Origin of the sequence: Alteromonas sp. BL110, assembly GCF_003443615.1 — a bacterium.
In the GTDB taxonomy this organism is placed as follows: domain Bacteria; phylum Pseudomonadota; class Gammaproteobacteria; order Enterobacterales; family Alteromonadaceae; genus Alteromonas.
Genome location: NZ_CP031967.1, coordinates 3,550,339 through 3,571,618, shown reverse-complemented (window position 1 = coordinate 3,571,618; position 21,280 = coordinate 3,550,339). Strand labels below are relative to the sequence as shown.

20 protein-coding genes are annotated in these 21,280 nt (G+C 42.9%); 12 read left to right on the top strand and 8 right to left on the bottom strand.

Annotated elements, in window-relative coordinates:
• Positions 1–11 precede the first annotated feature (11 nt).
• The 3 genes from D1814_RS15425 to D1814_RS15415 all read left to right on the top strand — a co-directional run bounded on the left by D1814_RS15425 (position 12) and on the right by D1814_RS15415 (position 3,253).
• Positions 12–878, top strand: coding sequence for a type 1 glutamine amidotransferase domain-containing protein (locus D1814_RS15425; RefSeq protein WP_118493914.1), 867 nt, complete (start codon positions 12–14; stop codon positions 876–878).
• Between the two features lie 14 nt (positions 879–892).
• Positions 893–2,047: an iron-containing alcohol dehydrogenase gene (locus D1814_RS15420; RefSeq protein WP_118493911.1), complete on the top strand. Its 1,155-nt coding sequence runs from the start codon at positions 893–895 to the stop codon at positions 2,045–2,047.
• Between the two features lie 99 nt (positions 2,048–2,146).
• Positions 2,147–3,253 (top strand): NADH:flavin oxidoreductase/NADH oxidase, encoded by a 1,107-nt coding sequence (locus tag D1814_RS15415; protein ID WP_118493908.1) that lies wholly within the window; start codon positions 2,147–2,149, stop codon positions 3,251–3,253.
• 78 nt (positions 3,254–3,331) lie between these two features.
• On the opposite strand, the gene D1814_RS15410 is transcribed toward D1814_RS15415, so the two are convergent.
• Positions 3,332–3,988, bottom strand: coding sequence for an NADPH-dependent FMN reductase (locus D1814_RS15410; protein WP_118493905.1), 657 nt, complete (start codon positions 3,986–3,988; stop codon positions 3,332–3,334).
• 104 nt (positions 3,989–4,092) lie between these two features.
• Positions 4,093–4,764: a nitroreductase gene (locus D1814_RS15405; RefSeq protein ID WP_118493902.1), complete on the bottom strand. Its 672-nt coding sequence runs from the start codon at positions 4,762–4,764 to the stop codon at positions 4,093–4,095.
• Between the two features lie 295 nt (positions 4,765–5,059).
• Between D1814_RS15405 and D1814_RS15400 the strand changes: the two genes are divergently transcribed.
• The 6 genes from D1814_RS15400 to D1814_RS15375 all read left to right on the top strand — a co-directional run bounded on the left by D1814_RS15400 (position 5,060) and on the right by D1814_RS15375 (position 12,911).
• The gene (locus D1814_RS15400; protein WP_118493899.1) at positions 5,060–6,589 is read left to right on the top strand and encodes a DUF3369 domain-containing protein; all 1,530 of its coding nucleotides are present in this window, start codon (positions 5,060–5,062) and stop codon (positions 6,587–6,589) included.
• Positions 6,586–7,938, top strand: coding sequence for a sensor histidine kinase (locus D1814_RS15395; RefSeq protein WP_118493896.1), 1,353 nt, complete (start codon positions 6,586–6,588; stop codon positions 7,936–7,938). The genes D1814_RS15400 and D1814_RS15395 overlap by 4 nt, the downstream gene beginning before the upstream one ends.
• Before the next feature lie 141 nt (positions 7,939–8,079).
• Positions 8,080–8,934 carry an alpha/beta fold hydrolase gene (locus tag D1814_RS15390; RefSeq protein ID WP_118493893.1) on the top strand — a complete coding sequence of 285 codons (855 nt, stop codon included), beginning with the start codon at positions 8,080–8,082 and terminating at the stop codon, positions 8,932–8,934.
• A gap of 270 nt (positions 8,935–9,204) precedes the next feature.
• On the top strand, positions 9,205–10,473 hold the full coding sequence (locus D1814_RS15385) for a tyrosine-type recombinase/integrase (protein WP_118493890.1): 1,269 nt from the start codon (positions 9,205–9,207) through the stop codon (positions 10,471–10,473).
• A gap of 198 nt (positions 10,474–10,671) precedes the next feature.
• Positions 10,672–11,712, top strand: coding sequence for a nucleoid-associated protein (locus D1814_RS15380; protein WP_118493887.1), 1,041 nt, complete (start codon positions 10,672–10,674; stop codon positions 11,710–11,712).
• On the top strand, positions 11,712–12,911 hold the full coding sequence (locus D1814_RS15375) for a hypothetical protein (protein ID WP_118493882.1): 1,200 nt from the start codon (positions 11,712–11,714) through the stop codon (positions 12,909–12,911). The genes D1814_RS15380 and D1814_RS15375 overlap by 1 nt, the downstream gene beginning before the upstream one ends.
• A gap of 246 nt (positions 12,912–13,157) precedes the next feature.
• Here the strand turns inward: D1814_RS15375 and D1814_RS15370 are convergent, their stop codons facing one another.
• The 6 genes from D1814_RS15370 to D1814_RS15345 all read right to left on the bottom strand — a co-directional run bounded on the left by D1814_RS15370 (position 13,158) and on the right by D1814_RS15345 (position 19,279).
• On the bottom strand, positions 13,158–14,849 hold the full coding sequence (locus tag D1814_RS15370) for an ADP-ribosylglycohydrolase family protein (RefSeq protein ID WP_205422065.1): 1,692 nt from the start codon (positions 14,847–14,849) through the stop codon (positions 13,158–13,160).
• The gene (locus D1814_RS15365) at positions 14,846–15,523 is read right to left on the bottom strand and encodes a DarT ssDNA thymidine ADP-ribosyltransferase family protein (protein ID WP_118493879.1); all 678 of its coding nucleotides are present in this window, start codon (positions 15,521–15,523) and stop codon (positions 14,846–14,848) included. Before D1814_RS15365 ends, D1814_RS15370 begins: the two co-directional genes overlap by 4 nt.
• Positions 15,520–17,091: a UvrD-helicase domain-containing protein gene (locus tag D1814_RS15360; RefSeq protein ID WP_205422064.1), complete on the bottom strand. Its 1,572-nt coding sequence runs from the start codon at positions 17,089–17,091 to the stop codon at positions 15,520–15,522. The genes D1814_RS15365 and D1814_RS15360 overlap by 4 nt, the downstream gene beginning before the upstream one ends.
• Before the next feature lie 180 nt (positions 17,092–17,271).
• On the bottom strand, positions 17,272–18,156 hold the full coding sequence (locus D1814_RS15355; RefSeq protein ID WP_118493872.1) for a site-specific integrase: 885 nt from the start codon (positions 18,154–18,156) through the stop codon (positions 17,272–17,274).
• Entirely contained in the window at positions 18,149–18,373 is a 225-nt protein-coding gene (locus D1814_RS15350) for a hypothetical protein (protein WP_118493869.1), read from the bottom strand. Before D1814_RS15350 ends, D1814_RS15355 begins: the two co-directional genes overlap by 8 nt.
• Before the next feature lie 642 nt (positions 18,374–19,015).
• Positions 19,016–19,279, bottom strand: coding sequence for a helix-turn-helix domain-containing protein (locus D1814_RS15345; protein ID WP_118493866.1), 264 nt, complete (start codon positions 19,277–19,279; stop codon positions 19,016–19,018).
• A 92-nt stretch (positions 19,280–19,371) separates the two neighbouring features.
• Between D1814_RS15345 and D1814_RS15340 the strand changes: the two genes are divergently transcribed.
• From D1814_RS15340 to D1814_RS15330, 3 genes are all read left to right on the top strand, one after another.
• Complete coding sequence (locus D1814_RS15340; protein ID WP_118493863.1) at positions 19,372–19,569, top strand: hypothetical protein; 198 nt, start codon at positions 19,372–19,374, stop codon at positions 19,567–19,569.
• A 287-nt stretch (positions 19,570–19,856) separates the two neighbouring features.
• Complete coding sequence (locus tag D1814_RS15335) at positions 19,857–20,075, top strand: helix-turn-helix domain-containing protein (RefSeq protein ID WP_118493860.1); 219 nt, start codon at positions 19,857–19,859, stop codon at positions 20,073–20,075.
• Between the two features lie 75 nt (positions 20,076–20,150).
• On the top strand, positions 20,151–21,215 hold the full coding sequence (locus D1814_RS15330; RefSeq protein ID WP_118493857.1) for a replication initiation protein: 1,065 nt from the start codon (positions 20,151–20,153) through the stop codon (positions 21,213–21,215).
• Positions 21,216–21,280: the final 65 nt, after the last annotated feature.

Here is a 21,280-nt window from a genome sequence, read left to right as displayed (position 1 = left end):
AGGAAAAGCACATGAGAACATCATCATCAATTCTATCACTTGCGATCATTGTTGGGTTGACACAGTCGACGTATGCTGCAGATTTTCAGTCATCAAAAGCCAGTAAAGGCGAAGTGCTTGTTCTGCTTTCAAGCGAAAATGTAATGCAGCTTACAGAAGGTAAAACTGAACCTACCGGTTACTATCTCAACGAATTTGGCGTGCCAGCTAAGGCATTGGCAGATGCGGGCTACAAGTTGGTATTGGCAACTCCTAAAGGCAATGCGCCAGCAGTAGATAAAAAATCAGTTATTCCACAGTACTTTGATGGCGGCGAATCACAAATGCGAGATATTCAAACGTTTGTTGCGTCTATAGATGGCATTAATGACACGCTGTCACTAAGCGAAGTTATTGCACAGGGGCTTGATAAATTTGAGGGTGTATTTATCCCAGGTGGTCATGCACCGCTTATCGATTTAGCAAACAACCCACAGATAGGCGAGATTTTGGCTCACTTTCATAATGAAGGAAAACCTACTGCTGCAATCTGCCATGGCCCAATCGCCTTACTTTCTGGGCAATCTAACCCAAAGGCATTCGAACTGGCATTGAAATCAGGTGAGCAAGCCGCATCTGACAGTTGGATTTATGAAGGCTACAAAATGACAATCTTCTCGACGCCAGAAGAAGAGTATTTTGAAAGCACCTTAGATGATGCAAGTTTATTGTACTACCCAGCTGATGCTATGGCACAAGCGGGTGGCAAGATGGAATACAAAGACATGTGGGCGCCTAATGTAGTCGTAGACCGCGAACTTATTACTGGCCAAAACCCATTTTCTGACGAACTGCTAGCTGAGAAGCTATTACAACAGCTAAATTCACAAACTAATTAAGGGCAGGCAACACGATGCTTAATTTTACATTTAAAAATCAAACCGAAATTTTGTTCGGCAAAGGTCAACTAAGTGAAGTGTCTTCACGTTTGCCGGAACAAGCAAAAGTCCTCTTCCTGTATGGTGGCGGCTCAATTAAGAAAAATGGTATTTACGATAAAGTAAATACCGCGCTGGAAGGCGCAGACGTTATTGAATTTCAAGGCGTTGAACCAAACCCAGAATTCGAAACATTGATGAAAGCGGTGTATGTGGCCCGTGAAAATGACGTTAACTTCATTCTTGCTGTAGGCGGCGGAAGTGTTATCGACGGCGCAAAATTTGTGGCAGCGGCAGTAAACTTTGCAGGAGACCCATGGGATATATTAATCAAGGGTGCATCTTTCGAAAATCCACTACCTATTGGCGCAGTACTTACGTTACCTGCAACAGGCTCTGAAAGTAACGGCAACTCTGTAGTAAACAGAAAGGAAACTTCACAAAAGCGCGCGTTTTCATCGGAAACAGTGCAGCCTGTTTTTGCTGTACTTGACCCTGAATTCACCTATTCACTGCCACCTCGTCAAGTTTCAAACGGTGTAGTAGATGCTTTTGTTCACGTAATTGAGCAGTACTTAACTTACCCGGTAAACGCGCCGCTTCAAGACCGTTTTGCTGAAGGTATTTTACAAACCTTAATTCAAGAAGGCCCTAAAGCTTTAGCGACACCTGAAGACTACGACGTACGTGCAAATGTGATGTGGTCAGCAACTATGGCGCTTAACGGCCTTATCGGAAAAGGTGTACCACAAGACTGGGGCACTCATATGATTGGGCACGAACTAACGGCCTTACACGGTTTAGATCACGCCGCGACTTTAGCCATTGTGTTGCCATCGCTAATGTTTGTGCAGCGCGACAAGAAGCAGGAAAAAATACTGCAGCTAGGCGAGCGCGTATTCGGTATTCAAGAAGATGACAAAGAAAAGGCCATCGACTTGACTATTAAGGCTGTACAAGACTTTTTCGAAACCATGCAGGTAAAAACCCGCCTATCAGACTACGACATTGAAAAGTCTGCAATTGATGGGCTTATCGACAACTTAGAGCGCAACGGATTAACAGCGCTTGGTGAGCATGGCGATATCGACCTGGCAAAAGCCCGCGAAATTTTAACCCTCGCAGCATAAGCCTGGTTGCATATGACGCAACGCGCATATGCTTTTTCAACATTTAAGTACCTAGCATAGTCTGGGTACTTTTTATTCTTATCCTAATTAGAGAGAAATATGACTGCACTATTTGAACAGTTTTCGTTAAAAGACGTCACGCTTCGCAATCGTATTGCTGTACCTCCTATGTGCCAATATTCGGCAGAAGACGGCTTTACCAACCAGTGGCATGAAGCAAACTATCAGTCGTTCGCCCGTGGTGGCGCAGGGCTTGTAATCGTTGAAGCTACAGCGGTTTCTCCGGAAGGTCGTATTACGCCAAATTGCTTAGGCATTTGGAAAGACGAACACGTCAGCGGCCTTAAAAACATCGCAGAGCGCATCAAAAGCCAAGGCGCCGTTGCAGGTATTCAAATTGCTCATGCAGGACGAAAAGCTAGCGCTAACCGTCCTTGGGAAGGCGACGATCACATACAGCCAAGTGAAGAAAACGGTTGGCAACCTATTGGCCCATCTGCACAAGCGTTTGGCGCGCACCTTCCGGTAACACCTACCGAAATGACCAAGGCCGACATTGAACGTGTTAAGGGTGACTTTGTTAAAGGCGCCGAGCGTGCACTTGAAGCTGGGTATGAGTGGCTTGAACTTCACTTTGCTCACGGTTATCTAGCCCAAAGCTTTTTCTCGAAACACGCGAACAAGCGAACAGATGAATACGGCGGTGACGCACAAGGTCGCGGTCGCTTCTTGCTTGAAACACTAAGTGCAGTGCGTGAAGTTTGGCCAGAAAACCTACCGCTAACCGTGCGTTTTGGCGTTATTGAATACGATGGTGAAGACGAGCAAACACTTAGCGAATCTATCGAACTCATTAAACAGTTTAAAGAAATTGGCGCTGATTTTGTAAGTGTTAGCGTGGGATTCAATACCCCTGAGGCAAATATTCCGTGGGGTCCAGCTTTCTTAGCGCCTGTAGCAAAACGCGTACGAGACGAAGCTGATATCCCTGTTGCAACGGCTTGGGGTGTAGACACACCAGAGTTAGCTAACGAGACAATCGAAAACCAACAGCTTGATGTTGTTATGGTAGGCAGAATGCACCTTACTAACCCGCATTGGACTTACTATGCAGCAAAACAATTAGGCGTTGAGAAACCATCATGGGTAATGCCCGCGCCTTACGCTCATTGGTTGGAGCGTTACGCTCCTTCTGATGAAAGGTAGCGAGTAAAAATACAGGCAGCAAATGCTTTAAGCTATGCTGCCTTTTTAGTTTGCACTTGTTTTGGTCTTATTTTGCTCTTAAGTAATGTTCCTTTGGCTTGGCGATGCTTTGAAAGCTTTCGAGGTTTCAAAGGGATCTTTTTCTTGGCGGTGATTTGACGTAGCTTCAGCCCACCAAAGCATTTGGCTAAGCGCCCGACCAAAGTAAGTTCGCCAGTTATCTTCTTGTTCACTATCAGCAGCCCCGTCCTCATTGAACGCATTTTGTGCGTGTGGCACGTGGATCATTGCTGAAACCGGTAGACACCCAAGTTCAGATAGAAAGGTTCTCATTGCGACAGCAGCTCGCATTCCGCCCCACTGCCCTGCTGAATAAGTGGCAATAACGCTGGGTTTGAACGAATATAAAGAACTACCAAAGTGATTAAGTAAATCCGCCAAAGCGGGGCTCATTGTGTGGTTGTACTCAGGACTTACCATCACATATCCATCAGCCGCCTCTATTTTCTCGGCAAGAGTAGATAGCGCCTCGGGAGCTTTTCCTTGCGCGTACGCAAAATGAGGTTTGAACACTTCACCGGTTTTGTAATCTAAAGGGTCTATCAATCCAAACTCGTGTTCAGCCATATTATCTTTGGCCCAATTCAATATCGCTTTTGCGACTCGAAGGCCTAACCTTGCTGGTCTAGGGGGCGTGCTGTCACGTACGGTGCCGAGAAAAACTAAGAATTTCACCTCGCTTGCTCCTTTGTTAGCGCATTGTGTAGCCCAGCCTAGTGTTTCTTAAAGGAGGGCACAACCGTTGCGCTATCAAAAAAGCAAAGCATAAGCTTAATAGGCTAAAACCCGTGATAAGTCACAAACTCTTCGTTGTCAGCGCGAGTTGAGCGGACGTCGTTTGCTGGGAAATCTGGGTCTGGATAACCTAGCGCAATACAAATCATAATGGCTTCATCATCTGGAATATTAGCGTACTTATGTACTACGTCAGACTGCATAATACCTTGGCCATTAATAACGCAACCCAGACCTAAATCCCACGCCGCCAGAACAATACCATACGCTAACGACCCTAATCCAAACTGCGTTATACCTGCAGGCTCTAAAGATTTATCATACGTCAGCACTAAAGATACCGGCGCATCGAACTGCCTAAAACCTCGCATCATCCAATCCATGCGCTTTTCTTTGTCTTCGCGCGCTATGCCCATCACGTCGAACAGCTGTATTGCTACATCTATTTGGCGCTGTCGATGTATACCTTCATAGTCTTCTTTATAAGGGAAGTCTCGAACGTGAGGTTTGCCTTCTAATGTATTCTTGGTATTACCTTCTCGAATTTTATCTAAAACCTCACCAGTCACCGCGTGAATTTTCCAAGTTTGGGTGTTATATGATGATGGCGCCCACTTCGCAGCGTTAATAATGGCGTCCACCGTTTCCTTAGCAACGGGCTCTTTGGTGAATCCTCGAACACTTTTTCTTGATGCTGCAAACTCTGCAAAATTCATACACTTCCTTAAACACGGTTATTGAATTTGTTAATTTAGAGTAAACATGGGGACGTGGCTCTTCAATAGGAGGGAACGCTTATTCGGATTGATTGTTTTTATAGATATATATAGGAACGTTTAAAATTTTTAATTAAGTCACGTTTAGTCAAAGCATGAATTCAGTCAGAAATAACAATCGTTTTCCTTAACAAATCAACGGCATTCAACTTTAGAACAAAAGTTTATTCACAGATTTGCGAGAATGAAAATTGTGGCTTACGTTTAGGGTATCTAATCGTTCACTGCACTGTGTATGTCGTTATTCAAAAAGTCTAAAACTGAACAAAACACCCCTCGTTTAGCACCGTGGAAAATTGCCGTTATCGATGATGAAGCGGGCGTGCACGAGGTCACCAAACTCACACTACGTAAGTTTCATTTTGAGAAGCGTGGTGTAGAGTTTTTATCTGCTCACAGTGGCGAAGAAGGTTTAGCGCTATTTAAAGCTAACCCTGATATTGCGCTTGCGTTTGTTGACGTAGTGATGGAAACCGACGATGCTGGCTTAAAGCTGGTAGATGCCATTCGCAACGATTTAAAAAATCATATTACCCGATTAATATTGCGAACAGGCCAGCCAGGGCAAGCTCCTGAAGAAGATGTCATTAGAAGGTATGACATCAATGACTATAAAGCCAAAACAGAGCTTTCTTCACTAAAGCTTAAATCTTGTGTTTATACGGCTATACGCTCTTATCGCGATATACAAACCATAGAGCAAGGTAAACGTGGTATGGAAGAGGTCTTAAAGTCATCCTCTTCTGTGCTGGCGAGCCAGTCGCTGGCTCAATTTGGTACTGCAGTACTGAAACAAACACTTACTCTTCTGAATTTAAACAACTCAGTGTTATATCTTTCGACACAGCATACCGATTTGTATGGCGACACCAATATGACGGTGTTGGGCGCAAGCGGAGACCTTGTGGGTTTGTGTGAACCGGGTATCTCAACACGTATACCAGAAGAAATTGAAGAAGAAGTTAAACAGGTATTAGCCAATAGATCGCACTTCCAGAGCGATAAAGTATTTATCGGCTATTATCCAACAGGTGAAGACAGTCACAATATTTTGTATGTAAAGCTAGACCAACCTTTAGATGCAATGCAGAGAAAAACACTGGAAATGTTTGCATCCAATGTAGCGGTTATTTTCCAGAACCTTACGCAGAAAGAAGACATTCAAAAAACCCAGAAAGAACTCATCATGGTGCTAAGCGACGCTATCGAAATGCGTAGCAAAGAAACCGGTGGTCACGTTAGACGCGTTATATTGATGACAGAGTTTCTTGCAGAAAAGCTACACATGAGCCGAGAGTTCATAGATACCATTCGCTACTCTGCTGCCCTACACGATGTAGGCAAAATCAGCATACCAGAATCTATTTTACACAAGCCTGGAAAACTTGACCCCGACGAATGGGAAATAATGAAAACCCACGCGCAAAAAGGCTATGAATTGCTTGCCGATTCTGACCGCATCGTTGCCAAAATGGGAGCAATCATTGCCAAAACCCACCACGAAAGATGGGATGGACAAGGCTACCCAGACGGGCTTGCCGGAGACAACATTCCAGTTGAAGGGCGGATTATGGCTATTGTTGATGTGGTCGACGCCCTACTTTCTAAACGTTGCTATAAACCTGCGTGGAGCGTTGACGAGGTTAAAGCTTACCTACAAGAAAACGCGGGAAAACAGTTCGACCCGCTAATTACCCATATCATGCTAGAGCACTTTGATAGAATACTTGAGATCCGTGCCACAGAACCGGACGCAGATGAATGAAAGAGACGTTAGAGTTAATTTTGCTACGCGTTAGCCAAAGTCCAGACATTGATAAAGGTGAGCTAGACGTTGCTTCAAGACTCATTATCAATTCTGTATGTGAAGGCTTGGAAATTACTCGGGCGGGTATTTGGTTATATGATGAAAACCAAACCCTTGTGCAGTGCACATTGCTTATAGACAAAGGCAATGACCTTGATAGCGAAAGCTTAGTGCTAACGCGAAGGGATTTTCCCCATTACTTTGAGGCGCTCGACTCAGGTCGAACAATAGCGGCCCACGATGCGCTCACCGATGTTGCGACATTTGAATTTGCCGAAGTATATCTTACGCCACTGGGAATAAGCTCTATGCTAGATGTTCCCATTCGCCACCGCGGTAAGATGATAGGAATAATCTGCTGTGAACACCAGGGTAAGGCCCGTAAATGGCTTGACGATGAAATGGTATTTGCGGCTTCGCTTGCCGATCTTTACGGGCGTGCGGTAAGTGCTAACGAACGGGCTGACTATGAGCAACAGCTTATTGAAGCTAACCAGAATCTAGAGCAAAAAGTAAAAGATCGCACCGCCGAACTTGAAGCAGCCCAAGAAAAACTTGTTGAATCAGAAAAAATGGCCGCCCTGGGCAACCTTGTAGCCGGCATAGCTCACGAAGTTAATACGCCGTTAGGCATTGCGCTTACTTCTGTAAGTAACTGCAAAGAAGAATTAAAAGAGATTTATCGAGACTTCGAAGATGGTGAATTAACAGAAGACGGTTTTAAGGATTTTGAAGCTATTTGCACTGAGGGACTAACGTTAGCTGAAACAAGCCTGATGCGGGCCGCGAACCTAGTTCAAGACTTTAAGCGAACTTCAGCCGACCAAACCTCGCTGGAAATTGAAGAGATTGCACTAGATGAATATATCCCTCGGGTTTGTAACCCATTAAAACCCATGCTTCATAAGGAGCAAATCGAGCTTGATATAGATGTTACACCAGATCTCGTTATCACTACCTGCCCTGGCATTATTGCCCAGTTGCTTACGAATTTGATATCGAACGCGCAACGTCATGCTTTTGGCCCATCAGTAAATAATGAGGTGAATAAAGTTACTGTTAGCTGTAGCCAAAACGACAACGGCGTTGTGGTAAGCGTTCAAGATAACGGAAAAGGTATACCTGCAGAATTTCATAAAAAAGTATTCGAGCCCTTTTACACAACGGCCCGCGACAAAGGCGGCACAGGTTTGGGCTTAAATATTCTATACAATTTAGTTCGTCAGAAATTTAACGGAGAGATTGGCTTAGTATCGTCGCCTGGTGAAGGAACCACTGTAACAGTTTGTATACCTGCGGAGAGTTAGTGCAGTAAACCCACTATCACCCATTTGTTTTGGTTTAAACTAATGTAACAAGCGCGACATAGTTTAAATGTCGCGCTTACGACAGACCTAGAGCTTCACGAAGGGCAAGCTGAGTATAAAAACATAATAAGGCTTTTCGCGATGCAACTTTCACAATGGCGTAGCTCAGGCCAATCCCTAAACGTTAATGATCAGCACATTTTCTACACTACCCAAGGCAAAGGGCCTGTGCTGTTGTTAATTCATGGGTATCCTACTGCGAGCTTTGACTGGGTTAAATTATGGCCTGCGCTTACTCAGAAATTTCACTGTGTAACACTCGATATGCTGGGGTTTGGTTTTAGCACCAAAGCGCCCAAAAAATACAAAATAAAAGAACAAGCCGCGGTGATAGAAGCCTTAATGGAACACCTTCAAATTACGCATGCTCACGTTCTATCACACGATTACGGCGATACCGTTGCGCAGGAGTTAATGGCCCGTCAGTTAGACGGCAACCTTGCATTTCGTATGGAGTCACTGCATTTGCTAAATGGCGGCCTTTTTCCCGAAACCCATCAAGCATTACCCATTCAAAAGCTGCTGCTTTCCTCTATTGGCGGGCTGCTCATTCCTTTTTTAAGCAAAAACGCTATTCGAAAAAGCATGCACAACATCTTTGGCCCAAATACGCCCCCTTCAGACCAAGACATTAATGATTTTTGGACGCTTATTACTGAAAACAATGGCCACAAATACATGCACTTGCTTTTGGACTATATGAAACAGCGCAAGCAATACAGAGAGCGTTGGGTAAGTGCACTTCAAAATGCCGACGTGCCGGTTCGACTAACCGCCGGCATGGCAGACCCAATTTCTGGTGCGCATATGGTGGCCAGATATAAAGAGCTTATTCCCAAAGCTGACACAGTAGAACTTGCTGATATAGGCCACTACCCGCAGATTGAAAGTGCGGAATTGGTTTTAGAGTCTGTTTTTGGATTTATCGAAGATTAGGTGCTTGGGTGTCGCTTCAAAGAAGAGAAGTTGGTCGGTGTGAGAGGATTTGAACCTCCGACCCCTGACACCCCATAAAAATATATATTAGCTAGCATTAGCGTTGATTAGTTTTAATTAGAAACAACAATAGCAACAACCAGTTGTTATTTAAGAATTTTAATTGATTTCAAATGTATAATTAGAATTAAGTAGAACCAAGTAGTTGAATCATCAAGCTGCTACACATATGCTACACCAATCTATTTCAAGATTATTTTGGTGCTACACGTGTCTACCGTAAAGCTTCTCATCAGCGATACCTCACTCAGCAAAGTCCCTGAACAAATCAAACGAATTAATGATTCTAAACTCAGTGGTTTTCATGCTCGGATTGGCAAAGTATCAGAAGACAATAAGTCAAAAATAGCGTTATACCTGAATTATCGAATTGGTGGCTCGGGCGGTAAACAACGTAATTATCTATTAGGCTATCACGGAGAGCGAGATCTCAAAGAAGTTCGTAAAGAGGTCGAAAGCTTAAAAGGCCGTATAGCAGCTGGTGAAGACGTTTATGAAACTAAGCGAATAGCTCAGAGAGAGCAGTTTATTGAAGACAGTAGCCCTTCCCTTTCAAAGCTAGCGAATGAATTCCTTACGCGATATATAGACGTTAACCGAAAAGACCCGAAAGAAGTTCGCAGAATGTTCGATAAAGATGTTCTGCCTACACTTGGCGATATGAAACTGAAAGACATCACCAGGCGAGATGTTATTGAAAAGGTATTAGACCCTATCACTGACCGTAGTTCTGGCACTCAGGCCAACAAGACGCTTTCAATACTCAAACAAATGTTTGATTTTGGCGTTGATAGAGACCTACTTCAGGGCAATCCCATTACCACAGTCAAAAAGAAGAATATTGGCGGGTTTGAGAAATCCAGAACAAGAGCACTTACCTTTGATGAATTGGTACAGGTATTTGAACGACTACCTAAGTTAGGAGTAAGCCCACAAGTTATCTATGCTCTTAAGTTTATAGCGCTTACTGGCTGTAGACCGATTGAGGTAACTGGCGCGCGCTGGTCTGAATTTGATTTTGTAACAATGCTATGGATCATACCCTGTGAACGAGTGAAGCAGAAGAAAGGCGGCGACCGAATACACAAGGTACCAATCACTCAAAATATGATTGTAATGCTAGATGAGTTACGCTCTGCTTTTGGCTACCTCAACTCAGAGTTCGTATTCCCTAGCACCACATGTATCAAACGTAGTCCTGGCGAACAACCAATTGACAGGCACTCATTATCGCGAGCTGTAGACAGAAAGCTTAAACAGTTGGGAGTGCCAAAATTTGTTCCTCATGACTTACGACGAACTCTAGCTACACGACTGGGCGATTCTGATATCGGAGCCGACCCAATAGTTGTTAAAAAAATACTCAACCATCAACTTCAGGGAGTGCAAAATATTTATAACTTACAGGAATATATGGAAAAAAGGATGCAAGCCTTAGTCGCTTGGGAGCGCAAGTTTTTTGAACGTGGTGAACACTAGGTCCCTCACAACCTACGCCGCATTATGGGCGTTTGTAACAGGAGCATATGGAGGAGATGAGAGAAACAATAAATGCTTTGTGCTTGCTTTATGTAGGCAAAACATTTTAAAGTTTTGAATAATTCAGATTCATAAAAAGCAAGGATTAGCTTTTCTCTTCTTTTGGAAGTTCCTTGTCAAAAAACCAACAGGCGATGTATGGCAATTAAACACGTAATTATTCATGTTGTAAAACGTGACAAAGATGGTGAACAACTTTCAAAGCAACTCAGGGATAATGAGAATAGCACGGAAGGAATGACGGCACAGCTGACGGACGGCTTGTTGGAGCTTTTTTCAAATGCTCATCTTAATATTGGCGAATTTGGCGTAGATGGTGATAGCGAAGTTGAACCTGCTTTTGAGCAGAAACTAAAAAAATATTACGACGATGAATGTAAATGTTCTGACTTTGTTGCTATGACAAAAGAATTGGCGAACAAATATGAAAGTGTCATCGTAGGTGATCAACTACATTCTGTTAAAGGCGGTTATTTGGTGTTCTATCAGTATGAAAGAAACGATGATAATTGGTTAGCTGTAGCTATTTTGAATAAAACCGAAGGTATCGATGTAGCAGCTAATCTGGAAGTTGTAGCCAGTGAAATCTTAGATTTGAAAAAGCTTCATTTAGGAGCCGCTATCAACCTTACTCAATGGAAAAGTGAATTAAGCACAAGATATGTTCGCTTCCGAACAGGCTTAGCAGCCGAGGTGAGAGATTATTTTGAAAAGTTTATCGGGTGTCAAAGAGATAAGCTGGCAGCAACTGTTGAAACCAAGAAATTAAAAAGTGCTATACAAGATTACGCAAAAAACGCTTGTGGTATGGACGATGATGTTGTGTCACAAAAAGTTGCACAAGCGCATGATTACATTAAAGAGCAACAAAAACTTGGGAATCAAGTCCAATTGAGCCATGTATCAAATCATGTCTTTCCAGATCGTGCCGATGAATTCACTAGGCAGGCAAAAGAAATACATGATTTACCTGAAGAGCTTGCTATTGACGCAAAGGTACTAAAAAGCTACAAAAAACTTGCTGGTAGAGGAAAGGGTATTGCGATTAGCTTTGATAGAGATATGCTAAACACCACTGTGAAATATGATGATGGAGAGCTTACCTTTTCAGAAATCCCAGACTCTTTGCGTGCAGCGATTGAAGAAGAGCTAGAAGACGATCTTGGTCAAGATAACTAATGAGCTCCCCAATTCTCAACGCATATGCCCTTGTTTTCGCTGCACTTGATCAAAAAGAATATCAAGACGGTGAATTCAAAGGATGGCTTAGTCTTACACCACAGCTAAAAGATAAGTTGGAGTTACTAGCTGATGCGGGATTAACTGCAGGTTCGTACGATTTTAACAAAGATGGGAAGCCTCATTCTAGTGTAAACCTCAGCCAGCTTAAGCCAGCACACTTTGAAAATAATATACGATTTCACGTCGAGTTAACCGCACAACAAATCAAGTCAGATTATGCAATTTGTTCTGAATGGAATGAGCTTCTGGCTAATGAACTTCGCGTGAAGTCACCGGTTAAATATATCTTTTTCACTAAAGCGGCCACGTTATTGACACCAGAAAGTGAAGACGAAAAGTATGTTAATTATCTGAATGTTCACAAGGCCTATGAGTTTGTAAAAGAGTTAGCTGAATCTACTGAAGGTGGGGATAGTACCATTTTCTATGAGCGCCCGTTGAGGTTCGAGTTTGTTTTGAACGAGTCTGATTTAGAACGCTCGATTGACCTAGATGCCCTTCAGAAGTTGCTAAGTAAAGATTTACACAAGGAAGCAATCACTTGCTTGATGTGCAAGGAATTAGTCTCTTTTCTCAAAGATAATGCTTCGAAGCAACGCTTTAGCTATTTGATACAGCACATGGACTCTTTGGTGTCGAATGTGTTGTTGAGCTACCAAAGCTATGTTGAAAATTACACCTTTGATAAAGTGCGCAAGGAATATTTGGAAAAGCGTACTGAGTATGTAAGCAAAATTCATGGAGTCTTCGACAATATAGCAACTAAGCTTTTATCCCTACCGGCGGGTATTTGGTTTGCAACTACCCAAATAAAGGAAGTTGAAATAGGTGGCTTAGAAACGATGGCATTCGCAAAAAATGTGTCTGTTATTGTTACAGTGGCAGTATTAGCGGTTTTACTGATTTTTAATCTGATCGGTCAATTTTCAACTATAAGCACTATGAGTAAGGAATATCGCGGTGTATTCGATTCATTAGCTAAAACATACGAAGAAGAGGCTTCGGCGATAGAAAAAGCCGAAGACGATATCAAAAGTGCTCAGACACAAGTTGAAGTGAAACTTTACTTGGCAGTAGGGGCAACACTTTTTCTTGTTGGTTTAACAATATGGATGTTTTGTAAAGCTTATAACTAATTAAGCCGTGGTTCCCTACAATAATTTGTACACAATAATGTCTTTTTTGACTTTCAGAAGGAAGCCATTCTCACTCTTTGGTTGACAGTGAACATATGCGCGTAAAAACGCGCAATTCGTGCACTAATAAAATGTCAGCTGAGGTGCATTATTATACCTTGATAATCACATCTGTTCGATTAGTAGTTTTTTTCAACTGTTCATCTAATTCGCTTAATACTTCCATATTGCGACTATTCAACCTTCTTATCGAGACTTTGCAAGTCGAGCCCTAGCTATTACTGCGGTCAGAGCTACTACAGCCTCTATATTGCCAGTAGTGTCTATACACTGATTAATCATTTTTCCAATAAGCTCATCATCATAGTTTGAGGCGATTATTTTATCTGCCGCACTATCTATAGATGAGAACTTTTGCTTTTTGCTATCATGACTCGGAGTATTACCTTTAACAATAGTTTGATCACCCCTCTGAGGAGCGAAATCAAACCTATTCTGTTCTTGCTGAGAAGTTTGCGCTACGTCTGTACTTGATGTAATAGACTCCGTAGGCATTTGCTTTTCAGTCACCGTAACTTTAATTTTGGCCCTCCTTTTCGCTAAAATAGTCTGTCCAAATGGCAGCTTAAACCATTGCCAAATCGAGGTTCCATTTTTGTATTCTTCACTTATCGGCTCTAATTCTCCAACGCCAGCCAAAGCTAGTTGATCATCAAAATTTACGACAGCATCTGACTGATTTCCTGGTGGGTTCCAAATCGAAACATCAGGATAAGAAAAGCTTTTTGCTGGTTCATTCAGCGCTATTTTGCACATTCTTCTTGCTTCAGACTCAATATATTCTTTGTCCTGAAGCTTCCACCTCGGTGCAACATCACTTATCGCCCCTAAAAGGGCTCCAGCCATCGTCGCTATTGTATCTGTATCACTTTCAAGTTCATTAGCTGACGCTATAAGAGCGTCTTCAATTTTTTCTGCAGAATACAGCTGTGCAAGGACAAATGCAGCTAATGCAGTCTTAAACCCTGATCCCCTATAGGTATCATTTAAACAGTTTAAACGCTTTAATAAATCATGATAATCAGGTCTCTTCGACTCTTTAAAAGCTTCCTCAACTATAGAAATATCTAACTGGGCATCACTTTGAAATTTTCTGATTGATTCAGAAAAGCCCTGTTCGCTCTGTTTTTCCCAGTTACTTCGCCAAAAAGTCTCTAACTCATAATCATTTGCGACAAGTTGCGGAATTCGGTCCATGTACGCAACAAACTGACTAGCAGCTTTTAACGGTGGGATCTTTTTGTTTGATAGCGTAAACCACAAGCATAAAGCATGAAAAACTGCCCCACAAAAACCATGTGGATGTCCGTGTGTAACTATCGAGTCTCGCAGTACGTTTTGGATCGTTTTGTCTAAAGACCCCCTCGAACTCCAAACATGCGGTTGTATGCGCATCGCCGCTCCATTACCACCACCTGAGGTATATTTTTGCTGTCCGCTAACAAAAAAGTTTGAAAACCAATTGACCCCTCTTTTAGATAAATTGGAGGCTGCCGCCTTTGAGCCCAAGCCAGCTCCTAGAGCGTATCCTTGCCAAGCGGTGACTTCTATCTTGGCAAATGCTTCTACATCAAACAGGCCGCTGCCTCTAATAGAGCGACTCACACAGAGCCTCAGCTGTGTATCATCTGAGTATGAGCCGCCCGGGAAATTTACTGTAACTCCCAGTCTCCCCCCTATGCGCCGCTTCCAATCGACAGGTTCTGTAGCAAAAGTTGAACCTATTCTATTCTTAACGCCAGAAGTACCCGAAGTTAATTCAGTCATCCAGCCTAACGCATCACCAGCCGCCGCCCACAAAGCAGAATTTGAAACAGCTCTTTCATATTCATTTCTTCGATACCAATTCACTGGTGATTTCGACGTATCAGCACTCAATTTGGTTTGCCCTCAAATTTCTCTGGTTGGAATAAAACGTTTACATCATTCATACCAAAATCAACAAGCCATCCGACCACCGTATCACGATGCTGTTCATCCTCTACATATATCGTTCTTAAATGATCCAAGCTTAATTTTTCGTAATACAATATCTCAGCTTGCTCGCATGTCGGCAAACTGCTATGTCTACCAGCTCTTCTCACTGACCAAGGGTTACCCGAAGCTCCAATTCGCTTACGAGCAATATTTTCAGCGAAAAGATTATCGAGCCCTTGCTCCCCTTGCGCTCTCCGACATTGATCATAGCTGTTGTTAGTCGTAGCGAAATATACACCCTCATGTGTCATTATGAGTGGGTCAAAAGATAAAATACACCACCAAACATGCTTATCGTTGTGCCAACGGCGAGAAACGTTTAAAAAGCGCCGATTAATCTCTGATATCGATAGATTGACGTATCGCAGCCAATCCTGCTCTTTGTCAAAACTATCACATTCTTCTGGTCGTTCGGATGAGTTGAGCTGTAGTACATGACGAAGATAGTTTTCTTTACTAAGTAATGGGCGAGAATAAATGTATTTGGTTGCAAGAGCACCAAGTAGTCCTTGGTTCGTTGAAAAATGTAAGATTTCAGAGATTCCTCTTTGCTCTAAAATATCTTGTATGCTCAAAGTACAACTTCCCTATATGTTCCTGGTTCAAAATAGTCGACAAGACGGGATTCTTCCCCTGTTTTATAACCTACAACAACGTGCTTTCTTGCTCTTGCCACTGCTACTGCTAGTAGGCGCCGTAGTACTACAATTTGATCAGAGAATTCCTCTACGCCAAATTGAGTGTTTTCTTGATTAAAACCAATTATGATCACATGATCGAATTCTAAGCCTTTAGCGGAGTGGAAAGTTGATAACGCAACATTCTCGTTACCTTCTGGCCATTCGGCATTCCTTTGAATCTTAACAAATTCAATGCCTTCTTCTTCAAGCTTTGATTCAATCGCTCTAAACCAAGCGCCGCCTTCTGGCTTAAGGAATGCAACTGTTTCATTAGCTAAATCAACCTGATTCTTTATATAGTTTACTGCCCAGTTCATTTGAGCTTGATACCTACCTGAAATAACCTCTGGTAACATCCCCCTCGTGCCCGCCGCATTTAAGTCGGGAAGAGCGCCGTCGCTATCTACAACTAATCCATTCATAATACCAGCGGCAAAAGCCGCTATTTCCCTCGTGTTTCTATGGTTTTCACCCAAGAGGTGGGACCTATTTGCAGAAATCGTGACACCCGCCTCCACCCAAGTAAACCCCCTAGCATAAATACGTTGCGCCGTATCTATAACGAATGTGACTGCGTGCTCTCTGGCTAAATGATGCTTAATAGTTCGAATCTGATTTGCTGAAAAATCCTGGCTTTCATCAACAACAACAAGATCATATGAAAGACTCGGCAAGTCCGTTCTCATTTTAATCGCCAATCGGTTCCAGTCTAACCAATTATTCTGCTCCAGATACTGCAAATAAGGATAAACAATGGTGTCTAAAATTCTCCGACGCAATTCAGCGCCAACCCTAGGAAGTGCTCCTCTTCCTGTTCTCTCTGTTGTGATGTATAGCTCAAGATCTTCAGGTTCAAATCGCCCCAAAAGATAATCAACCTCTTGGACAACATACTTAGTTTCAAGACCTTGAAAACATGCAGACAAAGCAATCAGATAATCGTAAGCCTCATTTGCATTAGTATTGTAAATGCCAAGCTTATTAACTGCCCATTTTGCAAAAGTTGAAATTTCAATAGCATGACCAGTTTCACCCACTTGTGATTCAGCTAAGGCCGTCACATATCCCGCCAAAGTTCGATTGAACGTCAACAATAAAACTTTTACAGGACTAGGATCATCTACCCTGTCTTTTTTTGCTCTCATCATGTTTGCCAGAGAGGACAACCTTAAAAGAGCAGTAGTAGTTTTCCCGCTTCCCGCCGAACCTCTAATCAGCTCAGCGCCCAACTGGTTGGTACTGATAATTTTTAGCTGCTCTGCCGAAGGTGTTATACGAGCCAAATGCTTCACCGAAAAATCCTTATTAACCCTTAGAGAAAGTAACCATCCTGATATAAAAGCTGTAAGACTGAACCAACGGACCAACGTTAGAATCATATAAAAAGCTTGGCAGTTTTGGTTTACAGAAAATATCTTGTGCTGAAAAATATTATTAAAGCACGAATTTAGCTTACGAAACAATAACCTTAAATATCATTAGGGCATTGAGTTCATAGCGAGTACTTTGTCTATTTTTTTTTGTTATTAGGGTCAATGGATACATTTAAAATTAATGATGCAACTCGTAGCAACTCACTTTTGTGTGTAATCCCAGATTTAATTTGGAGCACCAAAACGGGTTTTCGTCCTAATGTAATAATCTTATTTTTCAAGATAAACTTCTGTAATCTCCGGCCTAAAATGCCACATTTCCTGAGATACTGTCTCCAAGGCTATTGCCCTGCTGTAGCCTTGAGCTTTCAATTCAACCATACGCTCCTGTGCGTAACTATGACGCAAGCCATGAGCTCCAGTTGAAAAAAATAATTTCCGATTGGAAGCCTTGTTAAAGGAATCGGACCATTTTTTCCCACCACCGATATCATAGCGCTGTAGGTACTTTATTTGACGGTCAGTAACAGTCACAGGGCTTTCGAGTCTGCGCTGTTCGAGTTGATTGACTAAGGCTGTAGGAATAAGCACGTGCCGTTTCAACCCGCCCTTCCCCACAACAGTGTAAAGTGAGCCTGAACGGCCTTCCCATTTAGAATTTAAAGCTTTTCGTCTATCTGGCTGACGTTCATCACTTTTAGCCAAAGTTAAAAGCTCATGAGCCCGTAGCCCGGCAGCGTATGCGATTTGTGTTGCTAGACTATGCTTAGACGACTGTCCCAGAGATACGGCCTCGGCTTGGTTGCCAGTATAAGCCCTTGACCGTTTTGCCTCAGCGAGCTCTGACTTAACGATATATAGCTTTCCGTTGTCGGGTAGCTTACCATTTAGTTGCATCATCGCTTGCAAGGCCTGGCGCTCCATATCAAGTGTTTTTTGCCCTACACTCTCGGCGCGATACTCAAGGTAAAACCGTGCTTGTTCTAATGATAAAGATTGCAAGCCGTTGAGCTTATTTTCCTTAACCCAAAAAGAAACCCTTTTCAGGGCATCTTCGTAGTTTCTAGCTGTCCCAAGAGATTGTATTCTCTCAGCCTTTGTTAGTGCCTTTATGACGTTATGAGCCTGCGTACTGGCCTTTGCAAACTTAGGCATTTTTATCAAGCCATCGTTTTACTGTTGTCCAGTCGACACGCATCCCCTTTTTTTTGATCAACCACCTTTGCAGCTCTGCTTTTGTGGCACCGGCATGAAAAAGTTTACATAACTGATACCGATGAACATCGAGCTTTGAAGCTTTCTTTCTTTTCCTGGCAATTAGTTTGGTTTCAGCTTTTAGCTGAGCAACTTCGTTTACTTCATTAAAATTCATGACACACCCTGCGTATTGTAAGATTAACTGGCCTTTTATGGCTCAGCGACACTAAAGCCTATTCGCCCCTGTTTAGCGCAACTACGCCTGGCTCGGACTGATCCCGCCAAAATTTAAGACCTCAGATACGTGGAAACGGCAGCTGAATGCGCCGACTTTAAAAACGCCTGAAAATGCGGCGTGACATGAATATAGATATGAGAAGTGAGGGTCCTCATTACGTGTAAACGGCAGCTGAAAGCGCCGACTTTTTTCGATGCCCGAACGGGCTATACATTTAGAGACTACCTGCTGAAAAAATTTTTTTCAATCTGCAAATGGCTTCTGCAAACAGATAGCTGCGCGTAAGAACGCAAAACCCAGACGCCCGCTATGTTGAAGACGATTTTCGGCTTCGACATAGCGGGCGGCAACGCGCCCGAAAAAAGAGAGGGATATTGCTCGTGATGCCTCGATAGCAAGGGCTGGGTTTTGCGCTCAGCTTGCTGTTAATGACAAACTATCTTACGCTTTAATCTCAGCATTCGAGGAGGTTTTTATGGCACCGCTAATAGTGAGCAATCTGATGATACTTGGCTTGGTTGCATTCTTCGCTGGCTATTTTCATTTCGCGTCAAAGCAAGTGAATAACAGCGGTGAGACCTAACCATTTTTAAAACTGGCGATCTGTTCCGCTAAGCCATCTTCTTCACAATAAAGAAAAGCTGTAGGAACTTTCAGTACCTCCGCTAAGGCCTTCACCGTCTTAAAGTCGGGCGAATGGACTCCTTTTTCATATTGGTTCATACGAGCGGAAGCTGAAAACTCGTCCATCCCCGACAGGATACCGAGTTGCTTTTGAGACAATCCCCGATCTTTTCTGGCCTGCTTTAACCTTTTAGGAAAAGGCGACTCATCATTATTCATGTTTGAAACTAACTAAAACTTGAAAACTAAGAGTTTCTTAGCTTTAATAAGTCATAGATACTCAGGAATCCTTAGCTTTATTGGAGTGCAAGATGCTTTCGAAGATATTAAAAGCAACCGCCCTGGTTGCGTTAGAAGTTCTGCTAGATGACCCAAATGAAGATGCAAAAAAGCAAGACAGGTTTATTGATGAACATAGTGACGGCGCAGGAAATGTAAATTTCTTCGGGGATGATTATTCTGAACAAGAAGCACGAGATGCTCACGACCGCGGTGAGTTCTATTACTAGCACCTTTGACAAGGTGATACACCGGTGTAATTCTAACGTTGGGTTTTTACTTTGCATTGGGATGCGCAGCCGTTGGCTGCGCAGCATGCTTTTCTACAATAGGTACAATTCTTTACTCAATTCTAATTATGTAATAACCTAACTCCAATGACGTAAATGTCAGAATCGCAAAAAAAGGCGCTCTAACCGGCTGCCTGTTACACGTAGTGAGGAAAAGGACGGACCTTCCCTAGGTCAATCACTTCATAAATGTTTAACAGGTTTAGGTATTACGGTTAGGAGGGCTCATGTCCGCATTTATTACCACGAAACAAGCAGCAGCGTACTTAAACTGTACGCCTCAGCATCTATACAATCTGCGAAATAAACGTAAATCTGCCATTGAAGAAGGTAACAAGGCTTTAGCTAACAAGCTCGCGCCTGAAGCAATTAAAATTGGTGGAAAACTACTCTTCGAAGAATCCAAGCTGGAAAACTGGCTGCGTACCTACGGCGAAGTTGCTTAGTCTGAGAATACGGCAGGCATAAGCGACCAAACTCACTGCCTGCCGTGTTGAACTGAATTTCAACATTGGTAGTTTATGTTATCTGAAATAATTCAGCCAGTCTTGGCGGCGCCTGCTTGTGCGCGAGAGAGACTAATCGAGCGGCTAGAAATCACAACTCCCCCACAAACTCTTTGCGCTCAAGAAGATGTGACAAAGAGTTCTTTTCGGTACAAATATAGTGCCTTACAAAAGTATCTTCACATCCAGGTTAATCCAGCAAACACCAAATGCTGGCTGATTTTCGATTTAGACGGGACAGATCCATTTATTTGGGAAGACAAACTGTTACCGCCTCCAAACATTATAGTGAGTGGGCAAAGCCCTAAGGCGAAGTTGAAACAGAACTCCGCACACCTTTTTTACGCCATTCAAAATGTATCAACTAGCCGGAATTCTCGTCGAAAACCTGTAAATTTCCTAGCCGATATCAAAAGGAAGATGACTAGCGAATTGATGGCCGATAATGCTTACACCGGTCCACTTTGCAAGAACCCACTTCATCCGTTTTGGAAAACAAGTTTCCTACACCATCACGAATATAACCTAAACGAACTAAACAATGGGTTTGAGCGACCAGAAATATGCAAACGTAGGGACTTTGATTGGGATAATGTTCCCGATTCAAGAAACTGCACCGTGTTTCATGAACTGCGGTTTGAAGCGTACCGCAGAGTAATTTTCGCTAGGAAAAACTGGAGCTATGAGCAATGGGAACAACACCTTTTTCAGCTCGCGATTTACTTTAATGATTTTACCGGAAAAGACCTTAGTAAAACGCAACAATTGCCCCTTAATGAGCTTTCTTCGATAGTTCGCAGTGTATCTCAATGGACCTGGCTGAACTACAACCCATCGCATAATCGGGGCGTTGCAGGCCTTTGGAATTTACCTATTCAAGCTACTACCAAAAAGCTGGCACAGCAAGAAGGCGCACGGTACACGCACCGGACGCGACAAGAGAAAACCAAACAACAGTTATTGGAAGCTAGATCTCGTCTTACAAAGCGAGGCGAGCGCCTTACTCAAGTCAATCTGGCAAAGGAATCTGGACTAACGCGTCAGACAGTAGCGAAGTACAAAGATTTGCTTAAATGTTAAGTATGCTGACAAGCAGGGTATTATCGTTAAGCAGATGCTAAAGGGAGCGGAAATTAAGAAATTAT

What these genes read in the sequence shown, in the direction of transcription:
- D1814_RS15425 (WP_118493914.1), top strand. Translation starts at nt 12, where the DNA reads ATGAGAACATCATCATCAATTCTATCACTTGCGATCATTGTTGGGTTG.
- D1814_RS15420 (WP_118493911.1), top strand. Translation starts at nt 893, where the DNA reads ATGCTTAATTTTACATTTAAAAATCAAACCGAAATTTTGTTCGGCAAA.
- D1814_RS15415 (WP_118493908.1), top strand. Translation starts at nt 2,147, where the DNA reads ATGACTGCACTATTTGAACAGTTTTCGTTAAAAGACGTCACGCTTCGC.
- D1814_RS15405 (WP_118493902.1), bottom strand. Translation starts at nt 4,764, where the DNA reads ATGAATTTTGCAGAGTTTGCAGCATCAAGAAAAAGTGTTCGAGGATTC.
- D1814_RS15400 (WP_118493899.1), top strand. Translation starts at nt 5,060, where the DNA reads ATGTCGTTATTCAAAAAGTCTAAAACTGAACAAAACACCCCTCGTTTA.
- D1814_RS15395 (WP_118493896.1), top strand. Translation starts at nt 6,586, where the DNA reads ATGAAAGAGACGTTAGAGTTAATTTTGCTACGCGTTAGCCAAAGTCCA.
- D1814_RS15390 (WP_118493893.1), top strand. Translation starts at nt 8,080, where the DNA reads ATGCAACTTTCACAATGGCGTAGCTCAGGCCAATCCCTAAACGTTAAT.
- D1814_RS15380 (WP_118493887.1), top strand. Translation starts at nt 10,672, where the DNA reads ATGGCAATTAAACACGTAATTATTCATGTTGTAAAACGTGACAAAGAT.
- D1814_RS15375 (WP_118493882.1), top strand. Translation starts at nt 11,712, where the DNA reads ATGAGCTCCCCAATTCTCAACGCATATGCCCTTGTTTTCGCTGCACTT.
- D1814_RS15355 (WP_118493872.1), bottom strand. Translation starts at nt 18,156, where the DNA reads ATGCCTAAGTTTGCAAAGGCCAGTACGCAGGCTCATAACGTCATAAAG.
- D1814_RS15350 (WP_118493869.1), bottom strand. Translation starts at nt 18,373, where the DNA reads ATGAATTTTAATGAAGTAAACGAAGTTGCTCAGCTAAAAGCTGAAACC.
- D1814_RS15345 (WP_118493866.1), bottom strand. Translation starts at nt 19,279, where the DNA reads ATGAATAATGATGAGTCGCCTTTTCCTAAAAGGTTAAAGCAGGCCAGA.
- D1814_RS15340 (WP_118493863.1), top strand. Translation starts at nt 19,372, where the DNA reads ATGCTTTCGAAGATATTAAAAGCAACCGCCCTGGTTGCGTTAGAAGTT.
- D1814_RS15335 (WP_118493860.1), top strand. Translation starts at nt 19,857, where the DNA reads ATGTCCGCATTTATTACCACGAAACAAGCAGCAGCGTACTTAAACTGT.
- D1814_RS15330 (WP_118493857.1), top strand. Translation starts at nt 20,151, where the DNA reads ATGTTATCTGAAATAATTCAGCCAGTCTTGGCGGCGCCTGCTTGTGCG.